The sequence below is a fragment of the Halorientalis brevis genome (genome assembly GCF_023077655.1).
The window spans coordinates 190,236-213,276 of record NZ_JALLGV010000005.1 but is presented as its reverse complement, the minus strand read 5'-3'; the positions used below and the strand labels follow the sequence as shown (position 1 = coordinate 213,276).

Here is a 23,041-nt window from a genome sequence, read left to right as displayed (position 1 = left end):
GGTCAGTCACCACTCGCATAGGGTTGCATTTCCTCGAACACTGACGCCATTCCGTCCTCGTCGCTGGGGTCGATCATCGTCGCCTCCCGCTCTGAGGGGGCTTTCGGAATCGGGTCGACGCCGGCCACGATGGTCGGCGAGCCGTCCAGTCCGATGTAGTCCGGGTCGAGATTGAGGTCCTCGTGGTCCCAGACCGTCAGGTAATCCTCGTACTCCTCGGCGCGTTCTTGGGTCTCTTCGCGGAGGTCCTTGTACCGGAGTCGGTGCTCGGCTTTGCGATACGTCGGCTCGAAGTCGGGATCGGCGACGACGAAACACGGGAGCGGTGCCTCGACCGTCTCGATCTCTTTGACGTCACCTTCGACGAGCCGCTTGGCGCGCAACACTCCCTCCTCCTCGTCGATGTCGAGAGCGATGACGTGAGTCACGAGCGGCCAGTCCATACACCACTCGGCCTGTGGCCCGGTGTGGCCGGTCTCCCCGTCGGCCGTCTTGAACCCGGCGAACACGACGTCCGGTTCCTGTTCGAGGTTCTGCAGGCCCGTCGCGAGCGTCATCGCCGTCGCCCAGGTGTCCGCCGCTCCCATCTCCCTGTCGGAGAGTAGATACAGGTCGTCCGCGTAGACGTCCCGCATCCCCTCCTGGAGGACTTCCTTGTACCCGGGCGGCCCCATGCTCATGAGGTTGACCGTCCCCCCGTGACGGACTTTCGTCTGGAGCGCGGCCCGGAGCGCGTGCTTGTCGTTGGGGTTCATCACCGTCGGTGTCTTCCCCCGTTCGAGGTGACCGTCTTCGTCGAACGATACCTGTCCCTCCCTGAAGTCGGGAACGCCTTTCGTGAGAACTACTGTGTCCATAGTTATCTATGTGGTTGGCTGTCTCTCTCTACCATAGTCCGTCCCATGTGATGCTTGTCTTTCACGTGTTACAGCTTTTGGGGTCAGGCACGCAGGTTGCCGCTGCTACGGCGTGGTGAAAACCGACATCCCACCCAGAGAGACATGCTCAAATGCGGCCAGCGCGTCCGGGATCGACGTCGATTGCGTCGACCGGACAGACGTCCACGCAGAGCATGCAGTCGATGCACTGTTCCTCGTTGGCAGGGTCCGCCTTGATTTCGCTCTCGGGGTGACCTGGCGTGTCTACCCACTCGAACACGTCGACCGGGCAGTCTTCGAGACACGCGCCGTCCGCGAGACAGATGTCGAAGTCCACGGCGACGTGCGTGCCGTGGATGCCGAGCGTTTCGGGCTCCTCGACCGGCCCCCACACCTGGTGACCGTCGTGTTCCTCGACCGCTTCGCGGTTCTGTTCGAACTCTGGATCTATGGCCATTGGTACCTATCCGTAATCTCCGTGGCAAGGTACTTAAATATTTGACCGGACCGAACGCGTTCGGTCCGGCGAATCACCCTTCCGTCGTCGAAACGTCGACCCTGAACGATTCGAATTCTTCCGCCGTCTGGAACGACACGTCCCGGCTCTCTTCCGCCGGGATCGTCACCGTCTCCGTTGCCAGCGTCCGCGCCCCGCTCGGATCGGTCGCGTCGAGCAACCTCGCCTCGACGGGTCCCGTGCCACCGTCGTTTGCGATCGTCGCGCCGTACGTCGTATTTCGAACCCAAACGTAATAGCTGTTTGCGCTCGTCGGTTGCCTGCCTCGGAGCGTGACGTCCCGCTGCTCGCCTGCCGGTATCTGGACCGTTTTCGCCGCGGCCCTCGTGAACCCCGCTGACGCCAGTTCGGTCCGAGTCAACCCGCTGGGCGAAACACTGGTGTCGGGCACCCAGTACAGTCCCACCTGTACCGCTGCGCCGTGTCCGCCGTTCCGGATGACCGCTCGATACCGATCCGGTTCATCGTCGAGAACGAACGTGCGTTCGATGGTTTCGACGTGGGGGTCGCCGCGAAAGTGGTCGACGACGCTCGGGTTCGGCCAGACGTTCAACGGCCCCTGGTATCGGCCACAGCCAGCGAACCCGACGGTTCCGCTCGCACTGAGCGCCAGGAACGTCCGTCGGTTCATGTACGGAGCACGCAGGACGAGAAAATGAGTCTGTGGTTCGTTTCGACCGGTCTACGGGTGTGCGTAGTAGGTCACGGTTCGGTCGTCCTCGTGCGCGTCGATGCGAGCGAACCCGACGCGGACGAACTGGACCATGTCGTCTGCGTCGTAGTCCGTAATGCCCGGTTCGGCGTGTCCCGCGACGTCGCCCTCCATCGTCCGGAGCAGGACCGGGCGACTCTCGTCGGCCGGGACCCAGTGGACGACCTCGACGTCGCCCGCTCGTACCACGTCGATGTCGTCGTCGGTGTGTTCGAGTGCGTCACCGGAGCGTCGGACCGGGCCGTAGCCTTTCAGCCACACGCGCTCGCCGTCGGCGGGAACGTCGCCCTCCTCGAGCAGGACGGCGTCGCTGACGGGAATGTCGCGCGTGCCGCGATCCTCGTGGTTCGGATGGAACTGCGGCGTCGCGGCGTCCGGGCCGCCCTCGATGGCGAAGCGCTCGCCGTCGCGAACGAAGAACCGACGGTCGGTCTCCTCGTCGATCAGGTCCCGGTTGTTCGAGTAGATGGCCGACATCGCGAGGTCGACGTTCGAGGTCGACGTCCCGAGTTCGACCATCGCGTCGACGATGGCCTGGCCGCGGATGCCGCGCCGCCGGAGACTGGCGATGGTCGGGGCGCGCGGGTCGTCCCAGCCGTCGATCTCGCCGGCATCGATCTTCTCCGTGAGCGTCGACGTCGAGAGCTTCACGTCGTAGGCGTCGACCTGGACGTGGCCCCAGTGGATGACCTCCGGGTACTCCCAGTCGAAGTAGTCGTAGACGAACTGCTGGCGCTTGGCCGAGTCCTGCAGGTCGATGCCGCGGATGATGTGCGTGACGCCGGTGAGGTGGTCGTCGACGCCGCTCTGGAAGTCCAGCATCGGCCAGCACCGATACTCGGCGGCTTCCTCGCGCGGGTGCGGCGTGTCGATCATGCGGAACGCCACCCAGTCCCGCAGCGCGGGGTTCTTGTGCTCGATGTCGGTCTTCACGCGGAGGACCATCTCGCCGCTCTCGTACTCGCCGTCGACCATCGCCTCGAACTCCTCGCGACTCGTCTCGGGGTCCTTGTCCCGGTGCGGGCACGCTTCGCCCGAGTTCTTCATGTCCGAGAACTCGCCCTGCGGGCACGAACAGGTGTAGGCGCCGCCCTTTTCGATCAACTCGCGGGCGTGGTCGTAGTAGATCTCGACCCGATCGCTCGCTTTGATGACGTCGTCGGGCTCGAACCCGAGGAAGTCGATGGCGTCGAGAATCTGGTCGTACGCGTCCAGATCCGGTCGCTTCGTCTCGGGGTCGGTGTCGTCGAAGCGGACGATGAACTCCCCGTCGTAGAGGTCCTTGTACGTCCCGATGACCGAGGGCATGCGAGCGTGGCCGAGGTGCCACGGCCCGTTCGGATTCGGAGCCGCACGCATCCGAATCGTCTCGTACTCGTCGGCGTTGGGCAGGTCCGGCAGCACCTGGTCGTCTTCCTCGTCTTCGGCCTCGAGTTTCGCGACCAGTTCGGGGTCGAGCTCTTCGAGGCGGTCGCGTCGCTCCTCGGTGGACATGTCGGCGATTCCCTCGACGACCGGAGCGATGACGCCGGCGATCTGGTCCCCGTGTTCGCGGAACTCCGGGTTCTCGCCCATCAGCGGTCCCATGATCGCCCCGACCTGCGGATCGCTCTCGTGTTTGAGCGCGTTGAACAGGGCGTTTTTCTCTGCTTCCTCCCTGACGCTGTCGCGAAGCTCGTCGTCCATTGGCAGTCGCTTTCGCGTCGCTCCCCAAAACTCCGCCGTTCCGGACCGACTCGCGCAACTGACTCACACGGGTTTCGTCTCCGAACGAACGCCGCTCTACAGGTCGAATCCTCGCGGTCGCGTCGCGTGAAAAATCGCCGGGGGACAGTCAGTAGTCGCGCTCGACCAGATAGTCCGCGATGCCACCGAGGAGGTCCCGAGACTCGTTGTCCGGGAGCACTTCCAGGTTCTGTTTCCCGCTGGCGATCAGGTCGTGGGCCGTCTCGCGCGCGTACTCGATGCTGCCGGCGTCTCGCAGTTCCGCGAGCGCTTCCTCGATGTCCGACTCGTCGACCGCTTCGACGTTGTCGGCGTCGATCAGGCCGTCCACGTCCACGCCGTTCTGCCGCGCGTGGAGCGTGACCAGCGTCTTCTTCCCCTCGATGAGGTCGCTCCCGCGCTGCTTGCCCAACTTTTCGCTCGGCGTCGTCAGGTCCAGGAGGTCGTCCTGGATCTGGAACGCGCGACCGATGTCCAGGCCGTAGCCGTACAGCGCGTCGACCGCCTCGTCGTCACCCAGCAACATCGCGGGGACGCTCGCGGCCGCCGCGTACAGGACGGCGGTCTTGAGCTCGACCATGTTGAGGTACTCGTCGGGCTCGACCGCGTCCCGCGCCTCGAAGTCGATGTCGAAGGCCTGCCCCTCGCAGATCTTCGTGCAGGTCGTCGCCAGCTCAGAGAGCGCGCGCACCGATCGGTCCGCCGGCGCGCCGGTTTCGAGCATCGACTCGAACGCCTTCGAGTACAGCGTGTCGCCCGCCAGGATCGCCGTTTCGAGGTCGTACTCGTTGTGGACGGACGGCACGCCACGGCGCATGTCGTCGTCGTCCATGATGTCGTCGTGGATGAGCGTGAACGACTGGATGATCTCGATGCTCACCGCTGCGGACATCACGTCCACGTCGCCGGCCGGCGACGGGAACGCCCGGTAGTCCTCTGCGTACGGCTCGACGTCCTCGATCGCCTCAGCCGCCAACAACAGGATTGTCGGTCGGAGGCGCTTCCCGCCCGCGTCGAGCAGGTAGCGGGACGCCTCGTACAACCGCTCCGGGCGGATAATCGGCAACTCGTCGGTGATCGCTTCGTTGACGCGTTCGCGGCGCTCGACGATCGCCGCCTCGACCGCCTGCTGTGCCGCACCTGGTTCGCTCATCACTCGGTCAGCTTGATCATGTTCCCGTTGCGCGTGATGTGCAGGTCACGCCCGACGGTGTACCCCATGTTCTCCGCGAGGTCGACGTACGGCGCGAAGCCTTCCAGCGACTGGTGGGCCGGGATGATGTTCTGGGGTTGAAGTGCGTCGATCATCTCGTAGTGACCCTCCTGGCGAAGGTGGCCGGACACGTGAATGTCGTCGTAGATCCGGGCGCCCTGCATGCCCAGGAGCTTCTCGGACTGGTAGCGCTGGCCTTCGTTCGTCGGCTCCGGAATGACTCGCGCCGAGAACAGCACCTTGTCGCCGTCGTCCAGTTCGTACGGCGTCTCGCCGCGGCCCATCCGGGTGAGCATCGCGCGCGGCTCGCCCTGGTGGCCCGTCACGATCGGCAGGAAGTTCTCCTTGCCCTCTTTCATGATGCGCTTGAACGTTCGGTCGACGGACTTGCGGTGGCCGTACATCCCGAGGTCGTCCGGGAAGTCGACGAAGTCCAGCCGCTCTGCCGTGCCGGAGTACTTCTCCATCGAGCGGCCCAGGAGGACTGGCTGGCGACCGATGTCGTCGGCGAACTCGACGAGCGACTTCACGCGGGCGATGTGCGACGAGAAGGTGGTCGCCACGATGCCGCCGTCGTAGTCCTGGATGCTGTACATGACGTCCTTGAGGTGGCGGCGAGCGACGGCCTCGGAGGGCGTGCGACCCTTCCGGCCGGCGTTCGTACAGTCCTCGATGTAACAGAGGACGCCGTTGTCTTCGCGGCCGATCTCGCGGAAGCGCTTCATGTCGATCGGGTCGCCGATGACCGGCGAGTGGTCCATGCGCTTGTCCAGCCCGTAGACGATCGAGCCTTCCGGCGTGTGGAGCACCGGGTTGATGGCGTCGATGATGGAGTGAGTGACGTTGACGAACTCGAGTTCGTTGCGCTCGCCGATGGACATCGTCTCGCCCGCTTCCATCTTGATGAGGTCGTTCTCGACGCCGAACTTCTCCTCGCCCTTGATCTGCTGTTTGACCAGCTCGATGGTGAACGGCGTGGCGACGATGGGTGCCGTATAGCGGTGTGCCAGTTTCGAGATGGCACCGATGTGGTCGAGGTGACCGTGGGTCGGCACGATCGCCTTCACGTCGCCTTCGAGGTCGCTCATGACCCGGTCGTCCGGAATGGCGCCCATGTCGATCAGGTCGAGGCTGTGCATCCGTTCGGTCTCGACGTTGTCGTGGATGAGAACCTTCGACAGGTTCAGGCCCATGTCGAAGATAACAACGTCGTCACCGGCTCGCACTGCGGTCATCTGGCGGCCGACTGCCTCGTAGCCGCCGATTGTCGCGATTTCGATTTCCATAGTTGTGTCGCCCGAGTCGAACCGCCGACAGAAACGGCTCATTGCGACGACCGGCAAACACGCGCCGTCCAAATGGTCCGAAATCTAACAGCAGCCCGTCCGACGCCGGCCGATTCAGCGGACGCGATACGAGGCCACGCGTGGCCCCATCGCGACGGCGACGGATGGCTGCCAGTCCCGTTCGGACACACCGAACCGCTCGATGTGTTGCCGGCCGCCCCAACCGTTCCCGGGCGGCCGTGCGCTCGGTTATAACGGACTTCGACGGCCGCCTTTAAAAACTGTGGGGTTGACTCCGGTCCCTCACCACTCCTGAATGTGTGCACAACCGACAACTGTCGGATACCATCCCGATTATTCCGCGAATCGTCACTCCATCGGGGACTGATGCAGCAGGTGTCCCCCGTCGACGGTGAAGTACCCGCCAGTCACGTAGTTCGCGGCCGGACTCGCCAGGAACAGCGTCAACGGCACGCAGTCTGCAGCCGTGCCGAAGCGGTCGGCTGCCAGGTCTTCCATGAGCGCGTCGGGTAACTCGCCGCCGACTGCCCCCGTAATTCCCTCCGTTTCGATGATTCCCGGTGCGACAGTGTTCGCTCTGATCCCGTACTTGGCCCACTCGCTGGCCAGCGATTGCATCAGGTTGTGCACGCCGGCTTTCCCTGCGCCCGAATGTGCGTGGTACGGCGCGCCGAACGCCGAGTTCGTGGCACCCATCGAGACGATCGACCCGCCGCCGTTGTCGATCATGTGCTCGCCCACGGAGAAGCTACAGTACGCCGTTCCGTCGAGAATCGTTCCCACCACCGACCGCCACCCGTTCGCCGAGAGGTTCTCCGTCGGCGTGACGAAGTTCGCGCCAGCGTTGTTGACGAGGATCGACACGCCGCCGAGTTCGTCGACGACCGTGTCCGTCATCTCGTCGACTTTCTCTCGATCCCGAACGTCCACCGTTGTGGCACAGGCGTTTTGCCCCTTCTCCTCGATCTCCTCGGCCACGGGTTCGAGGTGGTCCATGTTCCGACTGGCGATGGCCACGTCGGCCCCGTGGTCGGCCATCGCGAGCGCGATTTCTTTCCCGATTCCCGTTCCCCCACCGGTTATCAGCGCCGTCTCGCCCGCCAACAGGTCGTCGCTGTAGATCGCTGTGGTCGGTGGCGTTGGCTCGAATCCCGTCATGTTATCTCACGGCGTGCCTTACACCACTACCGACCAACGATAAATGTGTTTTGCATTGCTCGGTATGTGGTAGCATGCCATATTTTCGTGACCGTTCGAATGCAAACGCTCACGGGATCAAAAACGTCGTTCGCCTACAGGTCGCTCTCGTCTAGCGGTTCCCAGTCTCCCGGCTCGTCCGTCGTGTCCTCGATTTCGTCGTCGGTAATCGGCTCGTCCGGGAGTTCGTCTGCGGGGTCGACTGTCGGTTCGACGTCGTCGTCGGTGATCGGTTCGTCGGGGAGTTCGTCCGCCGGATCGACGGTTTCCGCATCGTCGTCGGTCAGCGGCTCGTCCGGGAGTTCGTCGACCGGGTCCGTCGCGTCGTCGTCTTCAGATTCCGAATCAGCGGGTGGTTTGGCGACGAATTCGCCGGGTGCGTCGTCGATGGATTCCGGTTCCTCCTCGAGTTCGCTTTCGAGTGTCCCACCGTTGCTGGCGTCTGCTGACTCGTCCACGTCCGGGCTGTCGTCCACGGTTCTCGTTCCGGGCGCAGTCGCATCGCCGACGACCTGATCGATGTTTTCCTGAACGCCGCCATCGTCGCCTTCCCACGAGACGTTCGACCCGGAGTCGACAGACTCGTCGAGACTGTCGTCCTGGGCCTCCGCATCGGCCTGTTCGTTCGCGCCAGGGGTCGGCTGTTCGTCCGTCTCCTCCCGGTTGGCGTTTCGGTCTTCCGGTGGCGGGCCGGTCGCGTAACTGTCCGGGTACCCGGGGTCTGTTTCCGTCTCGCTTTGGTCGGGTTGATCGGCCGCCGCTGTCGGTTCTCCCGCCGGTTCGTCACCCTCGTCACGCTGCCACGTCCGCTCTTCTGGCGACGTCGGGGGGTGATTACCGCTCGTGTTCTGTGCGTGTTGTTGCACCGCGCCGGACTCGCTACCGTCGCCCGCCTGAGATGTCGACGGTTCCTCTGCCCGCGCTCGCGGCCCGGTCGGGTCCGCCCGCGCTTCGGACGTGTCGATCCCGAAGATGCCCTCGCCCTGCTCGGAACTCTCGTCGTGTTCCTGGGGTGTCTCCTCTCGTGCCCTGCCGCTCGACGGTTCCTGCGTCGACTCGTCGTCCGGTGAGTTCGCTTCCGCTGGTTCCTCTTCTGTCTCGTCCTCGTCACTGGCGTCCGCCTGCGTCGTGTCCACTGTCGTCGCGTCAGCGGCCTCGTAGCCCGCAGTGACGCTGTCGGCGATGAACTTGTGGCCGAACCCGATTAGCGATCCGGTCAGCCCCAGACTTCCCACGAGTGTCAGTAACCCGCCGGCGGCCAGGCGAGCGTAATACTGGTTGAGCTCTGGATTCACCATCGCCCGAGCGTCTTGATAGATGACGACGCCACCCGCAATAAACGCACCACAGATCAGCGAGACGGCGATGAAAAAGCTCAGGAGCTTGAACCCGTATTTCATCCCGTCTACAATTCTGACGGTTGTCATGTCGGAACGTTTGGTAACAGGAGACAAATAGGTTACGGCAGTTTGCCCTCCTGTTATCTCCTCCCGATCAGAATCGCTCCTCTGTTCCCTTCTGCTAGAATTGTGATACTACTGGTCCGTCAGTGATCGTCGGTGGATTCGCCGGCCACGACAGTCCCCGGAGACGAGCCGGCGAGAAACGACGGGAGGTCGTCGACGCCGAAGATGACGGCCGGCGCAGAGAGAGCGAGCAGGGTCCGGACCTTGCCGGCCATACCGCCGGTCACGTCCGTCGCGTCACTCCCGCCGAGCACCGCTGCGACGTCGTCGAAGCGATCGATCCGTGCGATAACCTCGTCGGACTCGTCCAGTACGCCCGGGACGGCAGAACAGAGGCCGACGCGGTCTGCGTCGAGGCTCTCGGCGAGATCGGCGACGAGTTCGTCGCCGCTCAGGATCGTCGCGCCCGTCGATGCGTGAACGACCACGTCTCCGTGGAGGACCGGAACGAACCCCTCGTCGAGCATCGTGGCGATGCCCCCGGACGGGAGCGTCAACGTCCCCTCTTCGTCGCGGCTCGCCACCGACAGCGGGTGGACCGGAACGGCGGCGACGCCGTGGTCCTGGAACCGGTCGACGACGGCGGCGTTCAGGCGCTTCATCGCGTCGTGGACGTCTGTCACTGCCCCGGCGTCACGCGTGCCGTCGGTCGTCGAGACGCCGTGGCGATCGGCGTGGTGGTGCCCGAAACTGCCCCCGCCGTGGACGACGACGAGCTCGTCGTCCGTCTCGGCGATCGCCGCGGCCGCCCGGTCGATGACGTCCTCGGCTACCGTTTCGGGTTCGGACTTCTCCGTGATGACGCTCCCGCCGAGTTTCAGCACGACCGTCATCTACGCCTCCTCGACCCGGACGCCCTCGGTGTCGAGTTCCGCCCGGAAGGTCTGTTCACAGCCCGGCGTGTACTTCAGCGCGGTCTCGGCCTCCTCGGTGTCGTCGAGCGCGACGATGCACCCGCCGCCGCCGGCACCCGTTAGTTTCGCGCCGTACGCGTTCGATTCCCTGGCCGCCCACACCATCTCGTCTAGCGACCGCGAGGAGACGCCCAGCGCCTCGAGGAGGCCGTGATTGAAATCCATCAACCGACCCAGTTCCTCGATGTCGCCCTCTCGAATCGCCTGTTCCCCTTCGCGGACGATGTCGCCGATCGTCTCGACGGTGGTAGCGGCGAACTCGTATTCCTCGCGGAGCGACCGCACGCCGGCGACGAGTTCGCCGGTGTCGCCCTCGCCGCCGTCGTATCCGATGACGAACGGGAGGTTCGGCACCTCGGTGATGGCTCGACAGTCGTCGCCCTCCACGCGAACGGCCCCGCCGACCGCAGAACAGAACGTGTCTGCCCGCGACGCCTGCCCGTCCTGGACCTCGTACTCGACCTCGTAGGCCCGTTGGGCGACCTCACGCGCCGTGAGGTCGACGCCCAGTTCGCGCGTCGCGGCGTCGATCCCGGCGACGACGACGGCCGCCGACGATCCCAGTCCGGCCCCCAGTGGAATCGAACTCTCGACGGTGATCTCGAACCCGGCGTTCGGCCGGTCCGCCGCGTCGCGGGCCTGCTCGGCGGCACCGTTGAGGTACCCTACGCCGGCCTCGATCAGCGACGGTGCCACGTCGACGTCCGGGTGGGCGTCCGAATTGGAGTCGTACTCGACGGTGTAGCCGTCCAGCGTGAGGTCAGCCGCGTGCACCCTGAGCGCGTCGTCGTCGCGTTCCTCGACCTCGACGGTCGCCCGTCGCTCGATCGCACAGGGCACCGCCGGTTCTCCGTACACAACCGCGTGCTCCCCGAAGAGATACACCTTCCCGGGAGCGCTCGATACGACCATACGCCCCTTTCCCACCCCGCTCTTAAGGAGATTTCCGACTGCGTCGGCGGTCCGTCAGATCACGTCTTCTCGATAGAGGTACTCGCCGAGGTACCCGCCCAGCGCACCGAGGCCGACGGTGTAGAGCAAGAAAGAGCCCAGTCCGAACGTGACGGCTACGATACCCATCGCGCCGGCGAATCCCGGTCCGGGACCCATCATGCCCCCCGAAAACGGCATGAATGCGAGTATGCCTCCGAAAATGAACGTTGCGACCACCAGTATCGGTATCGACGCGATCACGCCAGACAGTGCGCCGGCTTTGACGCCGTCACGCCGGTTCAGATAGCCTGCGACTGCCCCACCCAGGAGCGGCGCGAACCCCGTGAACGTCGCCAGGACAGTTACTGCTGCACCGACCAGTGCGTTCATGCCAGTGTCGCCTTCGCCCATAGCTGTCGCTTGTCGAGAAGGGAGAAATAGATACCTGGTACGTAACCGAAACGAAAAGTTGCGCGTCTAGATTTCGCTCTCGAAGTCTTCGAGAGCGTACGCCGGCTCTGCACCGCGGCGGTCGAGCGTCTCGTTGGCCAGCAGCCAGTAGACGACCGACAGCGCCTTGCGACCCTTGTTGTTCGTCGGGACGACGAGGTCCACGTTACCGGTACCGTTGTTGGAGTCGCACATCGCGATGACCGGGATGCCGACCGTGATGGCCTCCTTGACTGCCTGGGAGTCACCGATCGGGTCGGTCACGACCACGACGTCCGGCTCGATGTAGCCGTCGTAGTCCGGGTTCGTCAGCGTGCCCGGGATGAACCGACCGGTGCGGGCGCGTGCGCCGACTGCGTCGGCGAACTTCTCGGCCGGGAACCGACCGTACTGGCGGGAGCTCGCGACGAGCACCTGCTCGGGGTCGTAGTTGGCCAGGAAGTCCGCTGCCGTGCGGATGCGCTGGTCGGTCATCGAGACGTCCAGCACGTACAGCCCGTCGGTCCGGACGCGGTGGATGAACCGCTCCATGTCCTGGGTCTTCTGCTGGGTCCCGATGTGGACACCGGCTGCGAGGTAGTCCTCGACCGGGATCAGGAGGTCTGCCTCGTCGTCGGGCATGACGTCCTCGTCCAGCCGTGGCTCCTCTTCCTCCGGCTCTTCTGTTGTCTCTTCGGCTGCCTCCTCGGCAGCGTCGGGCGATTCCGCTTCGGACTCGTCTGCCTCGGCCTGCTCGGCCACGGCACCAGCCTCGTCAGCCGGTTCCGGGTCGACGTCAGACTCGTCGGCGTCGAGTCCCTCCTCGTTTTCGTTGCCGCTCATGCGTTGTCCTCGATTCTGATGAGTTCGTTCAGCTTCGCTGTTCGCTCGCCGCCGACCGCCCCCGTCTTGATGAAGGGTGCGTCGGTCGCCACGGCGAGGTGTGCAATCGTCGTGTCCTCGGTCTCTCCGCTGCGGTGGGAGACGACGGGCTCGTACCCGTTCTCGACCGCCAGCTCGATGGCGTCGAACGCGTCCGTCAGCGTGCCGATCTGGTTCGGCTTGATGAGGATGGAGTTGGCCGCACCCACCTCGATCCCCTCTGCGAGCCGATCCGTGTTGGTGACGAACAGGTCGTCACCGCAGATCAGCGTCTGGTCGCCGACCTCGTCGGTGAGCTCGGCGAACGCCTCGTAGTCGTTCTCGTCCAGCGGATCCTCGACGTACACGAGGTCGTACTCGGAGACCAGGTCCGCGACGTACTCGATCTGCTCGGCCGTGTCGCGTTCCTTCTGGCCGTAGCGGTAGACCTCGGCGTCGGCGTCGTACAGTTCCGCCCCGGCCATATCCAGCCCGAAGCGGATCTCGAAGCCGACCTCGTCCTCCACTGCTTCGACAGCCTCGGCCATGATCTCGAAGGCCTCGCTGTCGTCGATCGAGGGCGCCCACGCGCCTTCGTCGCCTTTGCCCGCGGGGACGTCCCGCTCGGCGAGGATGTCGTGGACTGCACCGTGAACGGCCGCGTTCGCGAAGACGGCTTCGGAGACGCTCGGTGCACCGACCGGTGCAGCGAGGAACTCCTGGATGTGCGTCGCGTCGGCTGCGTGTTCGCCGCCGCCGATGACGTTCCCCAGCGGAACCGGGAAGTTCCGACCCCGGAACGCACCGCCGAGGTGCTGGTACAGGGGAATCCCCTGGACGTCAGCTCCGGCCTTGGCCGCTGCCATGCTGATGGCGACGGCGCTGTTGGCGCCGATCTCGGAGAAGTCGTCCGTGCCGTCCGCGCCGTGGAGCACGTCGTCGATGCCGCGCTGATCGCCGGCGTACGCTTCGCCGACGAGCCGCGGGACTGCCTTCTCGCGTGCTTTCGCGATCGCCTCGCTGGCCGGCAGTTCGATGGCCTCGTACTCGCCAGTGGAGGCACCGCTCGGTGCGGCACCGCGCCCGAACCCACCGTTTTCGGTGACGACCTCGGCCTCGACGGTCGGGTTACCCCGGGAGTCGAGGACGCGTCGCAGTCGCACGTCGGAGATGAGCGTCATTGCTTACCCCGCTTGACTGTGAACGGGAGGACGCCAGCGTCGTACTCCTCGGCGGCGATGAGGATCGGCTGGGTCTGCTCGGTCTCGATGAGCACCGGCGCGCCGTATGCCACCTGCAGGGCTCGTGCCCCGATGATGCGTGCCTTCTCGTATCGGTTGTCCTGTCTTGCCATGCGTAGCGTCACTGGTAGGGTGCCACGATGTCGACGAGGTCCTTGTGCGAGACGAGCATCCGGCGGCAACAGTGCCGCTCGATGCCCAGTTCGTCGAGGACCGCTTCGGGATCCTCGTCGCCCTCGCGCGTCCGGGCTTTGAACTCTTCCCAATGCTCGCCGACGACTTTACCACAGGTGAAACACCGAACCGGTACCATCATATCTGATCACCTAGCGGTAGGACTTCTGGTAGCGCGCGCGGGCACCAGGGCCGCCCCATTTCTTGGGTTCGGACTGGCGGACGTCGTTGACCAGCAGCGACCGGTCGAACTCCATGTACGCGTCGCGCAGTTCCGCATCGTTCGTGTGCTGCACCAGGCCGCGCGCGATGGCGGTCCGGACTGCGTCTGCCTGGCCGCTCGTCCCGCCGCCCTCGACCTGGACGTCGACGTCGACGTCGTCGCGCAGGTCCTCGTCGGCGATGCGGAACGGTTCCAGCATCTTCAGGCGCGACAGCTCCGGCTCGGCGAGTTCGACCGGCCGGGAGTTGATGCGGACCCGGCCCTCGCCGTCCTGAATCGTCGCGCGGGCGATAGCCGTCTTCTTCTTTCCTGACGTGTTCGTTACCATGTGACGTTCGCTCCGAGTTTTTCGCTGATTTCGCCCATCTGGACGAACTTGATGTTCGAGAGTCGATCCAGCGACGTCCCCTCAATGATCTCGCCGTCGTCGTCGTGGGGGTTACCGATGTAGACGCGGATGTTCTCGAACGCTTCGCGACCGCGCGGCTTCTTGTAGGGCAGCATGCCCCGGATCGAGCGCTTGAAGATGCGGTCGGGCTGTTTCGGGTAGTACGGACCGCGGTCCGACCCGAGGTCGCGGCGCTTCTGGAACGTCCCGATGACGTCCTCTTTGCGTCCGGTGACGACAGCCTGCTCGGCGTTGATCACTTTGACGCTGTCACCGTCGAGGGCGCGCTCGGCGACCTCGCTGGCGACGCGACCGAGGATACAGTCGCGCGCGTCGATGACGACGTCTGCGTCGAATTCTGCGACGCTCATCGGACCACCCGTACGTTCGTTCCGTCTGGGTTCTGTTCGAGTGCCTGTTCGAGTTTCATGGTTTCACCGACCTGGTCGATCTTCGTCTGGGCAGTTCCGGAGAAGTCCACGGCTGCAACGGTGACGTCCTTCTGCAGGACGCCGCTGCCGAGGACCTTCCCGGGCACGACGACGGTCTCGTCTTCCTGTGCGTACCGCTCGATGCGGCCCAGGTTGACTTCCGCGTGCGTACTGCGTGGCTTCTCCAGTCGCTCTGCCACGTCGCCCCAGACGTCTCCGCCCGCGTCGCGGGCGGTAGACTTCAGGTCAGCGATGAGACTACGGAGTCTCGGATTCGTCTTGCTCATGACCTACCTCCTGTAAGAAAGTGCAGGGAGCAGGATTTGAACCTGCGGACCCCTACGGGACAGCGCCCTGAACGCTGCGCCGTTGGCCTGACTTGGCTATCCCTGCGCGCATTAGTCAGTTCCAACTGCCCCTTAAAACCGCTTTCGGTTGATCCCGCATCGGCCCGGCCGCTCTCCAGGGGCGCGGGGGCGTCATGTCCGGGATGGTAGGGGGCAGTGACGTTCATTGTTCTATAGCTGTACTGCGTCCTTCAGATCTGCCGCGCGATCGTGGAGCGTCTCGACTGCCTGCGTGGTGAGCTCCTCGACCGTCAGCGACCCGTCCGTCTCGACGTGGAACACGAAGGCGTTGTGCACGTCCTCGACCTCGACCTCTTTCCCGGGGTACCGGTTCGTCAGGTCGTTGTCGAACTCCTCGGTCGGGATGAGTTCGCCGTCCTCCTCGATGATCCCACGCAGAATGTGGGGTTCGTCGTCGCCGAACTCGTCGGCGTCGCCGACGACGTTGACGCGCTGGAGGTGACGGTAGCCGACCGCCACACCGCCCTGGTGTTTGGCGTGTTCACGACCGCGGTCGTACACCGCGTCCGCCTCGACTTCCAGTCGCTGCGGTGTTTCGGACCCCTCTGGGTCCTTCAGATCGATGATCGGGACGTTCTTGTCGGCTGGCTCGACCTGTTCGTCCTGGCAGACCAGATCGCCCGAGTAGGCCGTCCCTGGTCCTTCGACGTCCAGTGCCAGCGTCGTCGTCTCACCGATCTCGTAGTCCTCGGGCGTCGTGAGCGGCACGAGCCCGAGGCGAAGCGCGATCTGCTCGTCGAACATCACCGACGAGTTCTCGATTACGCGCACCTCGTCGATCGACAAGGTGGGCACGTCGGCGACCATCGCTCGCCGGATGCCGTTGGCGAACGCTGGCGTGATGTCGCGCACGAGGAACCGCGCTTCGCGGTCGCCTCGTTCGATGAACTCTACGTCGTACTCTGTTGCCATCTTAGAATCCGCTGTTCTTTGGGCCGCGGGTCCCGTCGTGCGGGATCGGTGTCACGTCCTCGATACGACCGATTTCGAGGCCGGCGCGAGCGAGCGCTCGGATCGTCGCCTGTGCGCCCGGGCCGGGGTTGGTCTGCTGGTTGCCGCCCGGACCGCGAACGCGAACGTGGACGCCTTCGACGCCCTGGGCCTTGACTTCCTCTGCGACGGTCTCGGCCATCTGCATCGCCGCGTACGGCGACGCTTCGTCGCGGTTCTGTTTGACGACCGTCCCACCGGAGGACTTCGCGAGCGTCTCCGCGCCGGTCTGGTCCGTGATGGTGATGATCGTGTTGTTGAACGATGCGTGCACGTGGGCGATGCCCCAGATGTCGTCAGGTGCTTCCTCTGCCATGGTTTACTGCTCCTCCGCGCGCTCGGGGTGGAGTTCGTCCGTCAGCGGGCTCGCGCTGTCGAACTCGACGGTGTCCTCCTCAGCGATGGTCACCTTCGCGGACGGCTCGGTCACGCGTCGGCCGTTCATCCGGATGTGACCGTGGCTGATGAACTGTCGCGCCTGCTTCGCCGTGTTGGCGTAGCCTTTGCGGTAGACGATCGTCTGGAGTCGACGCTCCAGGACGTCCGTCACGTCCAGCGACAGGATGTCGTCCAGGCCGTCCTCTTCGCCGAGGATGCCCAGTTTCTGCAGGCGGGCCAGGAACTCCTCGGACTCGGTGGCTGCTGCCTCGGCGTCGCCGGAGGCCGCACCGAGCAGGTCACGCGCCTCGCGCCGGTAGGACCGGAGCTCGGACTGCGCGCGCCAGAGTTCCTCTTTGTTCTTCAGGCCGTAGCGGCCGACGAGGTCGTGCTCGCCAGCGATGCGCTGGCCCTGGAAGGGGTGGTTCGGCGTCTCGTAGAGCTTCGTGTTGGATCCGAGCGCCATTATTCTTCACCGTCCTCCTCGCCAGCGGCTTCCTCGGCCTGCTCTTCCTTGATCGCCTCGACGTTGACGCCGATCGTCCCCTCGGTACGACCAGTGGATTTGGTGCGCTGTCCGCGAACCTTCTGGCCGCGCTTGTGGCGAACGCCACGGTAGGAGTCGATCATTTTCATGCGGTTGATGTCCTGGCGACGGGTGAGACCGAGATCGTTGCCGATCTCGTGGGTGGTCTCACCGCTGAAGTAGTCCGACTGGTGGTTGGTCATCCAGTCCGGAACCTCGTCGGCGAAGCCCTCGACGAGTTCGACGATGCTGTCGATCTCGTCCTCTTCGAGCTTCCCGAAGACGGAGCGCCGGTCGATGCCGGCCTTCTCGCTGATGATGCGGGCAGCTCGGTGCCCGATACCGTTCATGTCTGTCAGTGCTCGCTCGACGGACTTCGTGCCGTCGAGGTCTGTCTGTCCAATGCGAACGAAGTAGCGGATGTCCTCCTCTTCTTCCGCTTCCTCGCCCTCTGGTGGTTCTTCTGCACTCATGTGTAACCGTTTGTGTGGTGAGCGTCGTGGCGGGGATTCGAACCCCGGAGGCTTGACGCCACAGAGTTAGCAACCCTGCGCCTTGGGCCAGACTTGGCTACCACGACCCGCTCTGCTGTATACTCATCGCCCGCGAGGTCAACCCTCTTTCGGACTCGGGACCCGGTGCCCCTGCACGATCTGTACTTACCGGTACAATCGCCCCCTTATTTAAACGCAACGGAACACGGCGAGTGCAACCCGCTGGTACCCCCGCCGCCGTCTGTTGGTCTGTGATTGTCTCACGTCATTCGAGTCCATTTGGAGATCAACGAGTACGCACGTGAGGTTATCGTGACCGCTGGCGGACGACCAACCACGAGAGGTTCGTGGTCCAGGTGAGGAGAAACGCGCCGATGCTGCCGACGAACGACGACAGCCGGAGCGGCGCCGTCGCGATGACGTAGAACCCAGTGAACTCCACGGCGGCGATACCGCAGGCGACGATCACCCACACGACGGCCTTTCGGGTCTCGTCGTACGCCGGCCAGTAGTCGTCGTAGGCCGTCGGAACTCCGAGGCCGAGCGTCAACAACAGGAGCAAGCTCCCCTGATAGCCGAAGATGAGGTTGAACGCGTACGCGAGCGGGACGGCGACGACGATCGCCGTCGAGATGCTGACGTTCCGCTGGGTCGTCGCTCGACCGAGGAGTCGCGCCACCGTCTCGGTGGTGGGCATGACCATACCATACACGGGGCGGACTGATAAAACTGCGACTGGTTTCCGAACCGGAGGGTCGTCGGCTCAGGCGCCGATGTACTCCTCGTTGATGACCCAGTCGCCCTCGTCGTCCTGTACCATGTACTCCCCGTAGTATGGCACTCTGTTTTCGACGACGTCGCGGAACGCGTCGCGGATCTCCGGTTTCGTCATCTCGCCCATCGAACGGAGGTCGTCGTTGCGGTTGAGACAGCCCTTCAGGTATCCTTCGTGCGTGACGCGCACGCGGTGACAGTTTGCACAAAACTCGGCGTTCTCGACGGGGTCGACGACTTCGACCATCCCTCCCTCTGTGGAGTCGCCACCGATCCAGTAGCGCTTGCGGTCGTGCATCTCCCGGTGTTCGATCTCGTCGGCCTGCTCTTCGAGCCAGCCGTGGACGCGCTCGATGTCGATCGCCCACTCGGGCCGGCCGGCCAGTTCCGGCATGTACTCGATGAGTTGCAGCTGTAGCCCGTCGTTCATCGCGACGTAGTCGACCATCTCGGGGACGTAGCCGGCAGTTGCCTCGAACACGACCATGTTCAGTTTCACGGGGTCGAGCCCGGCGTCCACGGCGGCCTTGACGCCCTCGATGACGGCGTCGTACTCGCCGCTCTGTGTCACTCGTTTGAACGCGTCGGGGTCGAGAGCGTCCTGGGAGACGTTTACCCGATCCAGGCCAGCGTCGACCAGTTCCTCGGCGCGGTCGGGGAGATAGGTGCCGTTCGTGGTCAGCGAGGTCTCGATATCGTCGGGAGTTCGGTCGATGATCTCCGCGAGGTCGTCGCGGAGCATCGGCTCGCCGCCGGTGAACTTCGCCGCGTCGACGTCGAACTCCGCGGCGACTTCCAGAAACCGGACCACGTCGTCGGTGTCCATCTCGTTGTCCTGCGGGTCCATCGGTCCGCGCGTGTCGCCCAGTCCCTCGTTGTGACAGTAGACGCAGTCGAAGTTACAGCGGTCGGTGAGCGAGATGCGTACTCCCGTCACCTCGCGCCCGAACTGGTCGACTAGCATAGCTGAGTATCAACACCGCGCGTGCTTAAATCCGGTGTCGCAAGTCGACGATGTGTAACCATGTCTGGTTACCCAAAAGACGTCAATTCATCGGTTCCAGGGACCTAAACGACGGGACTGTTCGGTGATGGCGGGGAGAGACCGCAGCCACGCTGGTCTGAGGTGAGTTCACAACCCTTTTCGACGGTCGCGGGTCTATCACCGCTATGGACGAAGCCGACGTATACGACCGGCTGGAGTCGGTCGAGGATCCGGACCTGGGCGACGACATCGTCTCGCTCGGGCTGGTCAACGACGTGACTATCGACGACGACACGATTCACATCTCGCTCGTCCTCGGCGCACCGTACTCGCCGACCGAGACGGCGATGGCCAACGAGGTCCGCGACGTGCTCTCGGACGTCGACTACGAGCTCGACCTCGCCGCGGACGTCGACACCGGCGTCGACGCTGACGAGCAGGTGCTCCCCGGGGTCGAGAACATCATCGCCGTCGCGTCCGGGAAGGGCGGCGTCGGCAAGTCGACGATCGCCGTGAACCTCGCGGCGGGCCTCTCAGAGATGGGGGCACGCGTCGGGCTGTTCGACGCCGACGTGTACGGACCGAACGTCCCGCGGATGGTCGACGCCGACGAGCGTCCGCAGGCGACCCAGGACGAGAGACTGATCCCCGTCGAGAAGTTCGGGATGAAGCTGATGAGCATGGACTTCCTCGTCGGTGAGGACGACCCCGTGATCTGGCGCGGTCCGATGGTCCACAAAGTGCTCACGCAGCTCTGGGAGGACGTCGAGTGGGGCTCGCTCGATTACATGGTGATCGACCTGCCGCCGGGGACCGGCGACACCCAGCTCTCGATGCTACAGACCGTCCCCGTCTCCGGCTCCGTCATCGTCACGACGCCTCAGGAGGTGGCCGTCGACGACGCCCGCAAGGGCCTGGAGATGTTCGGCAAACACGAGACGCCCGTCCTGGGTATCGTCGAGAACATGAGCACCTTCCAGTGTCCCGACTGCGGCTCCGAACACCACATCTTCGGGGAGGGCGGCGGCCAGGCGTTCGCCGACGAGTCCGACATGCCGTTCCTCGGATCGATCCCGATCGATCCGGCAGTCCGGGAAGGCGGCGACGACGGCAAACCGGTGGTTCTGGACGAGGACTCCGAGACCGGCGAGGCGCTCCGGGAGTTCGCCGCGGAGACCGCCGACATGCAGGGGATCGTCCACCGACGCGGCATCTCCGTCCAGCGATCACAGGACGAACACGAGCACGACCACGATCACAGTCACGATCACTAACAGTTCGCGTTCGCGGGGCTGTCGGCCGATCACACCGCCGCGGCGACCAGCATGACCCCGCCGACCAGCGACATCCCGACACTGACGACACGCGTGAACGTCACGTTCCAGTCGGCCGGTTCGACGTCGGCCGACAGCTCGACTCGGTAGCTGTCGTTCCTGGCACAAGCGATTCTGAATTGTGGGATTCGATGAACGATCAGTCGTCGGCCGGGACGCCGGCTTCGTCTGTGCCGAGGTCCTCCATTGCCCATTTGACGACGCGCGCTTCGACGAGCGCTCGGACTTCGCTGTGGTCGTCGGACTCGTACTCCGCGATGACGCGTTCGCTCTCTCGGAGCATCTCCCGTTCGAGCGGGTCCTGGTCTGGCTCGTCGCGAACGTCGTTGAGCAGGGCCTCGAAGTCCTCGCGCAGGTCGAAGTCGGCGCGGGCAGCGTTGCACCGCGAGAGCGGACTCATCCCCGCGTCGAGAACCAGGTCGACGACCGTCTCCCAATCGCTCTCGCAGAAGTAGATCGACACCTCGCCGACGATGTCCTGCCAGGCGATGGGGCCGCTGTTGTCGAGTAACTGGACGGCCCGCGGCGGGAGATCGAGACGCGAGTCGGTGTCGGGATCGCCGCACAGGCAACAGGGCTGTTGCCACTTCCCCGTGTACATGTGCGCGAGTTCGGAGCCGACCGATAAGGCTCTGTCCACTCCGGGTTCGGTGTCGCGTTTTCTCATCGATCCGAGGGGAGCGAAGCTACTTCGGGCTCGCTCGACTAGTACGGTCGTCACTCACTATGGACGGCGTTGCTTCCCTTGCTGTCCAATTGGGACCTTCGGCCCGGGTACTCGGGCCGTTGATCGGTCTCCCCGAACCGATTCTGTACGGTATCGCCTCGGGCGTCGCGCTCCTCATCGGCTCGCTACTGGGCGTGGTCTGGTCGCCGTCGGACCGACTCATGGGCGCGTTGCTGGCCTTCGCAGGTGGTGCCCTGGTGACCGCGGCGGCGTACGAACTGATCGAGCGTGCGTTCCAGGTCGGGGGACAGTGGTTGGTCGCAGGCTCCCTCATGGCCGGTGCGATCATCTTCGCCGGCGCGGACTTCGCGTTCAAGGAGTTCACGTCCGGTGAAGGCGAGTCCAGGTGGTCGCTGCTCGCGAGCGTCACCCTCGACGGGGTCCCCGAGAACGCTGCGCTCGGGATCGTCCTCCTCGGCTCGTCGGGCGCGGGTCTCGCGCTCGTCGCGGCCTTTTTCGCGAGCAACTTCCCGCAGGCCCTCGGCGGGACCGAAGCCATGCTCGAAGACGGGTACGGAACGTGGAAGACGGTCGGCGGGTGGTTCGTCGTCGCGGTCGTCGTCGGCGGGTCCGTGTGGGCAGGGAACGTCCTGTTTGCCGGGACTGGCGCGGCCGTCCTCGCGGGACTGCGCGCCTTTGCCGGCGGTGCGATCCTGGCGAGTCTGGCCGACGAGGTGTTCCCCGACGCGTACGAGGACGTGTCGTCGCTGACGGCGGTCGCGACGGCGCTCGGATTCCTCATGACGCACTTGCTGAAATAACCGGGGACACTGCCGGACCGACTGATAAGCTTTTAATCGCGTGCCACGGGAAACGGGGGTATGGACACGGCCGAACGGGTCGACCTCGTCAGCCGCTACACGGAAGAGGTCGTCACAGAGGAGGAACTGGAGGAACTGCTCGCCGAGGAGTCGCCATCGGCCTACATCGGCTACGCGCCGACGGGGGAGATGCACATCGGTCACTTCACGACCATCCGCAAACTCGCCGACTTCATCGAGGCGGGCATCGACGTGACGGTCCTGATCGCGGACCTGCACGCCCACCTTGACAGCGAGAAGAGCCCGTGGGACCTGCTCGACGCCCGCACCGAATACTACCAGGAAGCCATTCGGGGCATGCTCGACGCCGCCGGTGCCGATCCGGAGGCCGTCGAGTTCGTCCGTGGCCGGGACTTCCAGCTCTCCGAGGAGTACACGCTCGACATGTACCGAATGGCCGCAGAAACGACCGTCGCTCGCGCCCAGCGCGCGGGCAGCGAGGTCGTTCGCGAGAGCGACAGCCCGAATCTCGGGGGATTGATCTACTCGCTGATGCAGAGTCTCGACGTGAAGGCGCTCGACGCCGACATCGCCTACGGCGGGATCGACCAGCGCGGCATCTACATGCTCGGTCGCGAACTGTTGCCCGACCACGGCGGCGAGGCCCCAGTCTGCCTGTTCGCGCCGCTCCTCTCGGGTCTCTCCGGCGGGAAGATGAGCGCCTCCGAGGCGTCCTCGAAGGTGAACCTCAACGACTCGCCCGACGAGGTCACAGAGAAGATCAACGGCGCGTACTGCCCGCAGGGCGAGGTCGAAGACAACGGCGTCCTCGAATACATGCGCTACCTCGTGTTCCCGGTGCTCGACGAACAGGGCGAGTCGTTCGTCATCGAGCGCCCCGAGGAGTACGGCGGGAACGTGAGCTTCGACAGCTACGAGGAGTTGGAGGAGGCGTTCCTCGACGGCCTCCACCCGCAGGACCTCAAGAACGCGGCCGGCGAGTACATCTCCGACGTCATCGACCCGATCCGAGAGCGCCTCGACGACCAGCCGGAACTGCTCGAAGAAGCGTACCCCGAGAAGTACGCGTAATCG

Annotated in this window: 28 protein-coding genes and 2 tRNA genes; 3 read left to right on the top strand and 27 right to left on the bottom strand. The window is 64.7% G+C overall.

Annotated elements, in window-relative coordinates; all coding sequences use genetic code 11:
• Positions 1-2: 2 nt before the first annotated feature.
• From MU553_RS13035 to moaA, 26 genes are all read right to left on the bottom strand, one after another.
• Positions 3-857, bottom strand: coding sequence for an electron transfer flavoprotein subunit beta/FixA family protein (locus MU553_RS13035; protein WP_247378440.1), 855 nt, complete (start codon positions 855-857; stop codon positions 3-5).
• A gap of 148 nt (positions 858-1,005) precedes the next feature.
• A complete protein-coding gene (locus tag MU553_RS13030; protein WP_247378439.1) occupies positions 1,006-1,335 on the bottom strand; it encodes a 4Fe-4S dicluster domain-containing protein in 330 nt (109 codons plus the stop codon).
• Between the two features lie 73 nt (positions 1,336-1,408).
• On the bottom strand, positions 1,409-2,026 hold the full coding sequence (locus MU553_RS13025) for a hypothetical protein (RefSeq protein ID WP_247378438.1): 618 nt from the start codon (positions 2,024-2,026) through the stop codon (positions 1,409-1,411).
• A 51-nt stretch (positions 2,027-2,077) separates the two neighbouring features.
• Positions 2,078-3,793 carry a glutamate--tRNA ligase gene (locus tag MU553_RS13020; protein ID WP_247378437.1) on the bottom strand — a complete coding sequence of 572 codons (1,716 nt, stop codon included), beginning with the start codon at positions 3,791-3,793 and terminating at the stop codon, positions 2,078-2,080.
• A 148-nt stretch (positions 3,794-3,941) separates the two neighbouring features.
• Entirely contained in the window at positions 3,942-4,985 is a 1,044-nt protein-coding gene (gene idsA3 / locus MU553_RS13015) for a geranylfarnesyl diphosphate synthase (protein WP_247378436.1), read from the bottom strand.
• On the bottom strand, positions 4,985-6,331 hold the full coding sequence (locus tag MU553_RS13010) for a ribonuclease J (RefSeq protein ID WP_247378435.1): 1,347 nt from the start codon (positions 6,329-6,331) through the stop codon (positions 4,985-4,987). Before MU553_RS13010 ends, idsA3 begins: the two co-directional genes overlap by 1 nt.
• Before the next feature lie 369 nt (positions 6,332-6,700).
• Complete coding sequence (locus tag MU553_RS13005; protein ID WP_247378434.1) at positions 6,701-7,510, bottom strand: SDR family oxidoreductase; 810 nt, start codon at positions 7,508-7,510, stop codon at positions 6,701-6,703.
• A gap of 134 nt (positions 7,511-7,644) precedes the next feature.
• Entirely contained in the window at positions 7,645-8,976 is a 1,332-nt protein-coding gene (locus MU553_RS13000; protein ID WP_247378433.1) for a hypothetical protein, read from the bottom strand.
• Between the two features lie 119 nt (positions 8,977-9,095).
• The gene (locus MU553_RS12995) at positions 9,096-9,848 is read right to left on the bottom strand and encodes an isopentenyl phosphate kinase (protein ID WP_247378432.1); all 753 of its coding nucleotides are present in this window, start codon (positions 9,846-9,848) and stop codon (positions 9,096-9,098) included.
• A complete protein-coding gene (gene mvk / locus MU553_RS12990) occupies positions 9,849-10,841 on the bottom strand; it encodes a mevalonate kinase (protein WP_247378431.1) in 993 nt (330 codons plus the stop codon).
• Positions 10,842-10,895: 54 nt separating this feature from the next.
• Complete coding sequence (locus tag MU553_RS12985; RefSeq protein WP_247378430.1) at positions 10,896-11,273, bottom strand: DUF5518 domain-containing protein; 378 nt, start codon at positions 11,271-11,273, stop codon at positions 10,896-10,898.
• Positions 11,274-11,339: 66 nt separating this feature from the next.
• Complete coding sequence (rpsB, locus tag MU553_RS12980) at positions 11,340-12,134, bottom strand: 30S ribosomal protein S2 (RefSeq protein WP_247378429.1); 795 nt, start codon at positions 12,132-12,134, stop codon at positions 11,340-11,342.
• A complete protein-coding gene (gene eno, locus MU553_RS12975) occupies positions 12,131-13,333 on the bottom strand; it encodes a phosphopyruvate hydratase (protein WP_247378428.1) in 1,203 nt (400 codons plus the stop codon). The genes rpsB and eno overlap by 4 nt, the downstream gene beginning before the upstream one ends.
• The gene (locus MU553_RS12970) at positions 13,330-13,506 is read right to left on the bottom strand and encodes a DNA-directed RNA polymerase subunit K (protein WP_247378427.1); all 177 of its coding nucleotides are present in this window, start codon (positions 13,504-13,506) and stop codon (positions 13,330-13,332) included. The genes eno and MU553_RS12970 overlap by 4 nt, the downstream gene beginning before the upstream one ends.
• Positions 13,507-13,514: 8 nt before the next feature.
• Positions 13,515-13,709 (bottom strand): DNA-directed RNA polymerase subunit N, encoded by a 195-nt coding sequence (locus MU553_RS12965; protein WP_247378426.1) that lies wholly within the window; start codon positions 13,707-13,709, stop codon positions 13,515-13,517.
• 10 nt (positions 13,710-13,719) lie between these two features.
• A complete protein-coding gene (locus MU553_RS12960; protein ID WP_247378425.1) occupies positions 13,720-14,118 on the bottom strand; it encodes a 30S ribosomal protein S9 in 399 nt (132 codons plus the stop codon).
• Positions 14,112-14,549 (bottom strand): 50S ribosomal protein L13, encoded by a 438-nt coding sequence (locus tag MU553_RS12955; protein WP_247378424.1) that lies wholly within the window; start codon positions 14,547-14,549, stop codon positions 14,112-14,114. The genes MU553_RS12960 and MU553_RS12955 overlap by 7 nt, the downstream gene beginning before the upstream one ends.
• Positions 14,546-14,896 (bottom strand): 50S ribosomal protein L18e, encoded by a 351-nt coding sequence (locus MU553_RS12950; protein ID WP_247378423.1) that lies wholly within the window; start codon positions 14,894-14,896, stop codon positions 14,546-14,548. Before MU553_RS12950 ends, MU553_RS12955 begins: the two co-directional genes overlap by 4 nt.
• 21 nt (positions 14,897-14,917) lie before the next feature.
• A tRNA-Leu gene (locus MU553_RS12945) sits at positions 14,918-15,002 on the bottom strand.
• Between the two features lie 125 nt (positions 15,003-15,127).
• On the bottom strand, positions 15,128-15,889 hold the full coding sequence (locus tag MU553_RS12940; RefSeq protein WP_247378422.1) for a DNA-directed RNA polymerase subunit D: 762 nt from the start codon (positions 15,887-15,889) through the stop codon (positions 15,128-15,130).
• Between the two features lies 1 nt (position 15,890).
• Positions 15,891-16,283, bottom strand: a complete 393-nt coding sequence (locus MU553_RS12935) for a 30S ribosomal protein S11 (RefSeq protein ID WP_247378421.1) — start codon at positions 16,281-16,283, stop codon at positions 15,891-15,893.
• Between the two features lie 3 nt (positions 16,284-16,286).
• On the bottom strand, positions 16,287-16,811 hold the full coding sequence (locus MU553_RS12930; protein WP_247378420.1) for a 30S ribosomal protein S4: 525 nt from the start codon (positions 16,809-16,811) through the stop codon (positions 16,287-16,289).
• A complete protein-coding gene (locus MU553_RS12925) occupies positions 16,811-17,344 on the bottom strand; it encodes a 30S ribosomal protein S13 (protein ID WP_247378419.1) in 534 nt (177 codons plus the stop codon). The genes MU553_RS12930 and MU553_RS12925 overlap by 1 nt, the downstream gene beginning before the upstream one ends.
• Before the next feature lie 22 nt (positions 17,345-17,366).
• A tRNA-Ser gene (locus MU553_RS12920) sits at positions 17,367-17,451 on the bottom strand.
• A gap of 221 nt (positions 17,452-17,672) precedes the next feature.
• On the bottom strand, positions 17,673-18,062 hold the full coding sequence (locus MU553_RS12915) for a hypothetical protein (protein ID WP_247378418.1): 390 nt from the start codon (positions 18,060-18,062) through the stop codon (positions 17,673-17,675).
• 66 nt (positions 18,063-18,128) lie between these two features.
• Positions 18,129-19,103, bottom strand: coding sequence for a GTP 3',8-cyclase MoaA (gene moaA / locus MU553_RS12910; RefSeq protein WP_247378417.1), 975 nt, complete (start codon positions 19,101-19,103; stop codon positions 18,129-18,131).
• A 206-nt stretch (positions 19,104-19,309) separates the two neighbouring features.
• Here moaA and MU553_RS12905 point away from each other — a divergent pair, with 206 nt between their 5' ends.
• Positions 19,310-20,398 carry an Mrp/NBP35 family ATP-binding protein gene (locus MU553_RS12905; RefSeq protein WP_247378416.1) on the top strand — a complete coding sequence of 363 codons (1,089 nt, stop codon included), beginning with the start codon at positions 19,310-19,312 and terminating at the stop codon, positions 20,396-20,398.
• A gap of 199 nt (positions 20,399-20,597) precedes the next feature.
• Here the strand turns inward: MU553_RS12905 and MU553_RS12900 are convergent, their stop codons facing one another.
• The gene (locus tag MU553_RS12900) at positions 20,598-21,059 is read right to left on the bottom strand and encodes a DUF7960 family protein (RefSeq protein WP_247378415.1); all 462 of its coding nucleotides are present in this window, start codon (positions 21,057-21,059) and stop codon (positions 20,598-20,600) included.
• A 125-nt stretch (positions 21,060-21,184) separates the two neighbouring features.
• Between MU553_RS12900 and MU553_RS12895 the strand changes: the two genes are divergently transcribed.
• Positions 21,185-21,946 carry a ZIP family metal transporter gene (locus tag MU553_RS12895; protein ID WP_247378414.1) on the top strand — a complete coding sequence of 254 codons (762 nt, stop codon included), beginning with the start codon at positions 21,185-21,187 and terminating at the stop codon, positions 21,944-21,946.
• Between the two features lie 60 nt (positions 21,947-22,006).
• A complete protein-coding gene (locus MU553_RS12890; RefSeq protein WP_247378413.1) occupies positions 22,007-23,038 on the top strand; it encodes a tyrosine--tRNA ligase in 1,032 nt (343 codons plus the stop codon).
• Positions 23,039-23,041 lie beyond the last annotated feature (3 nt).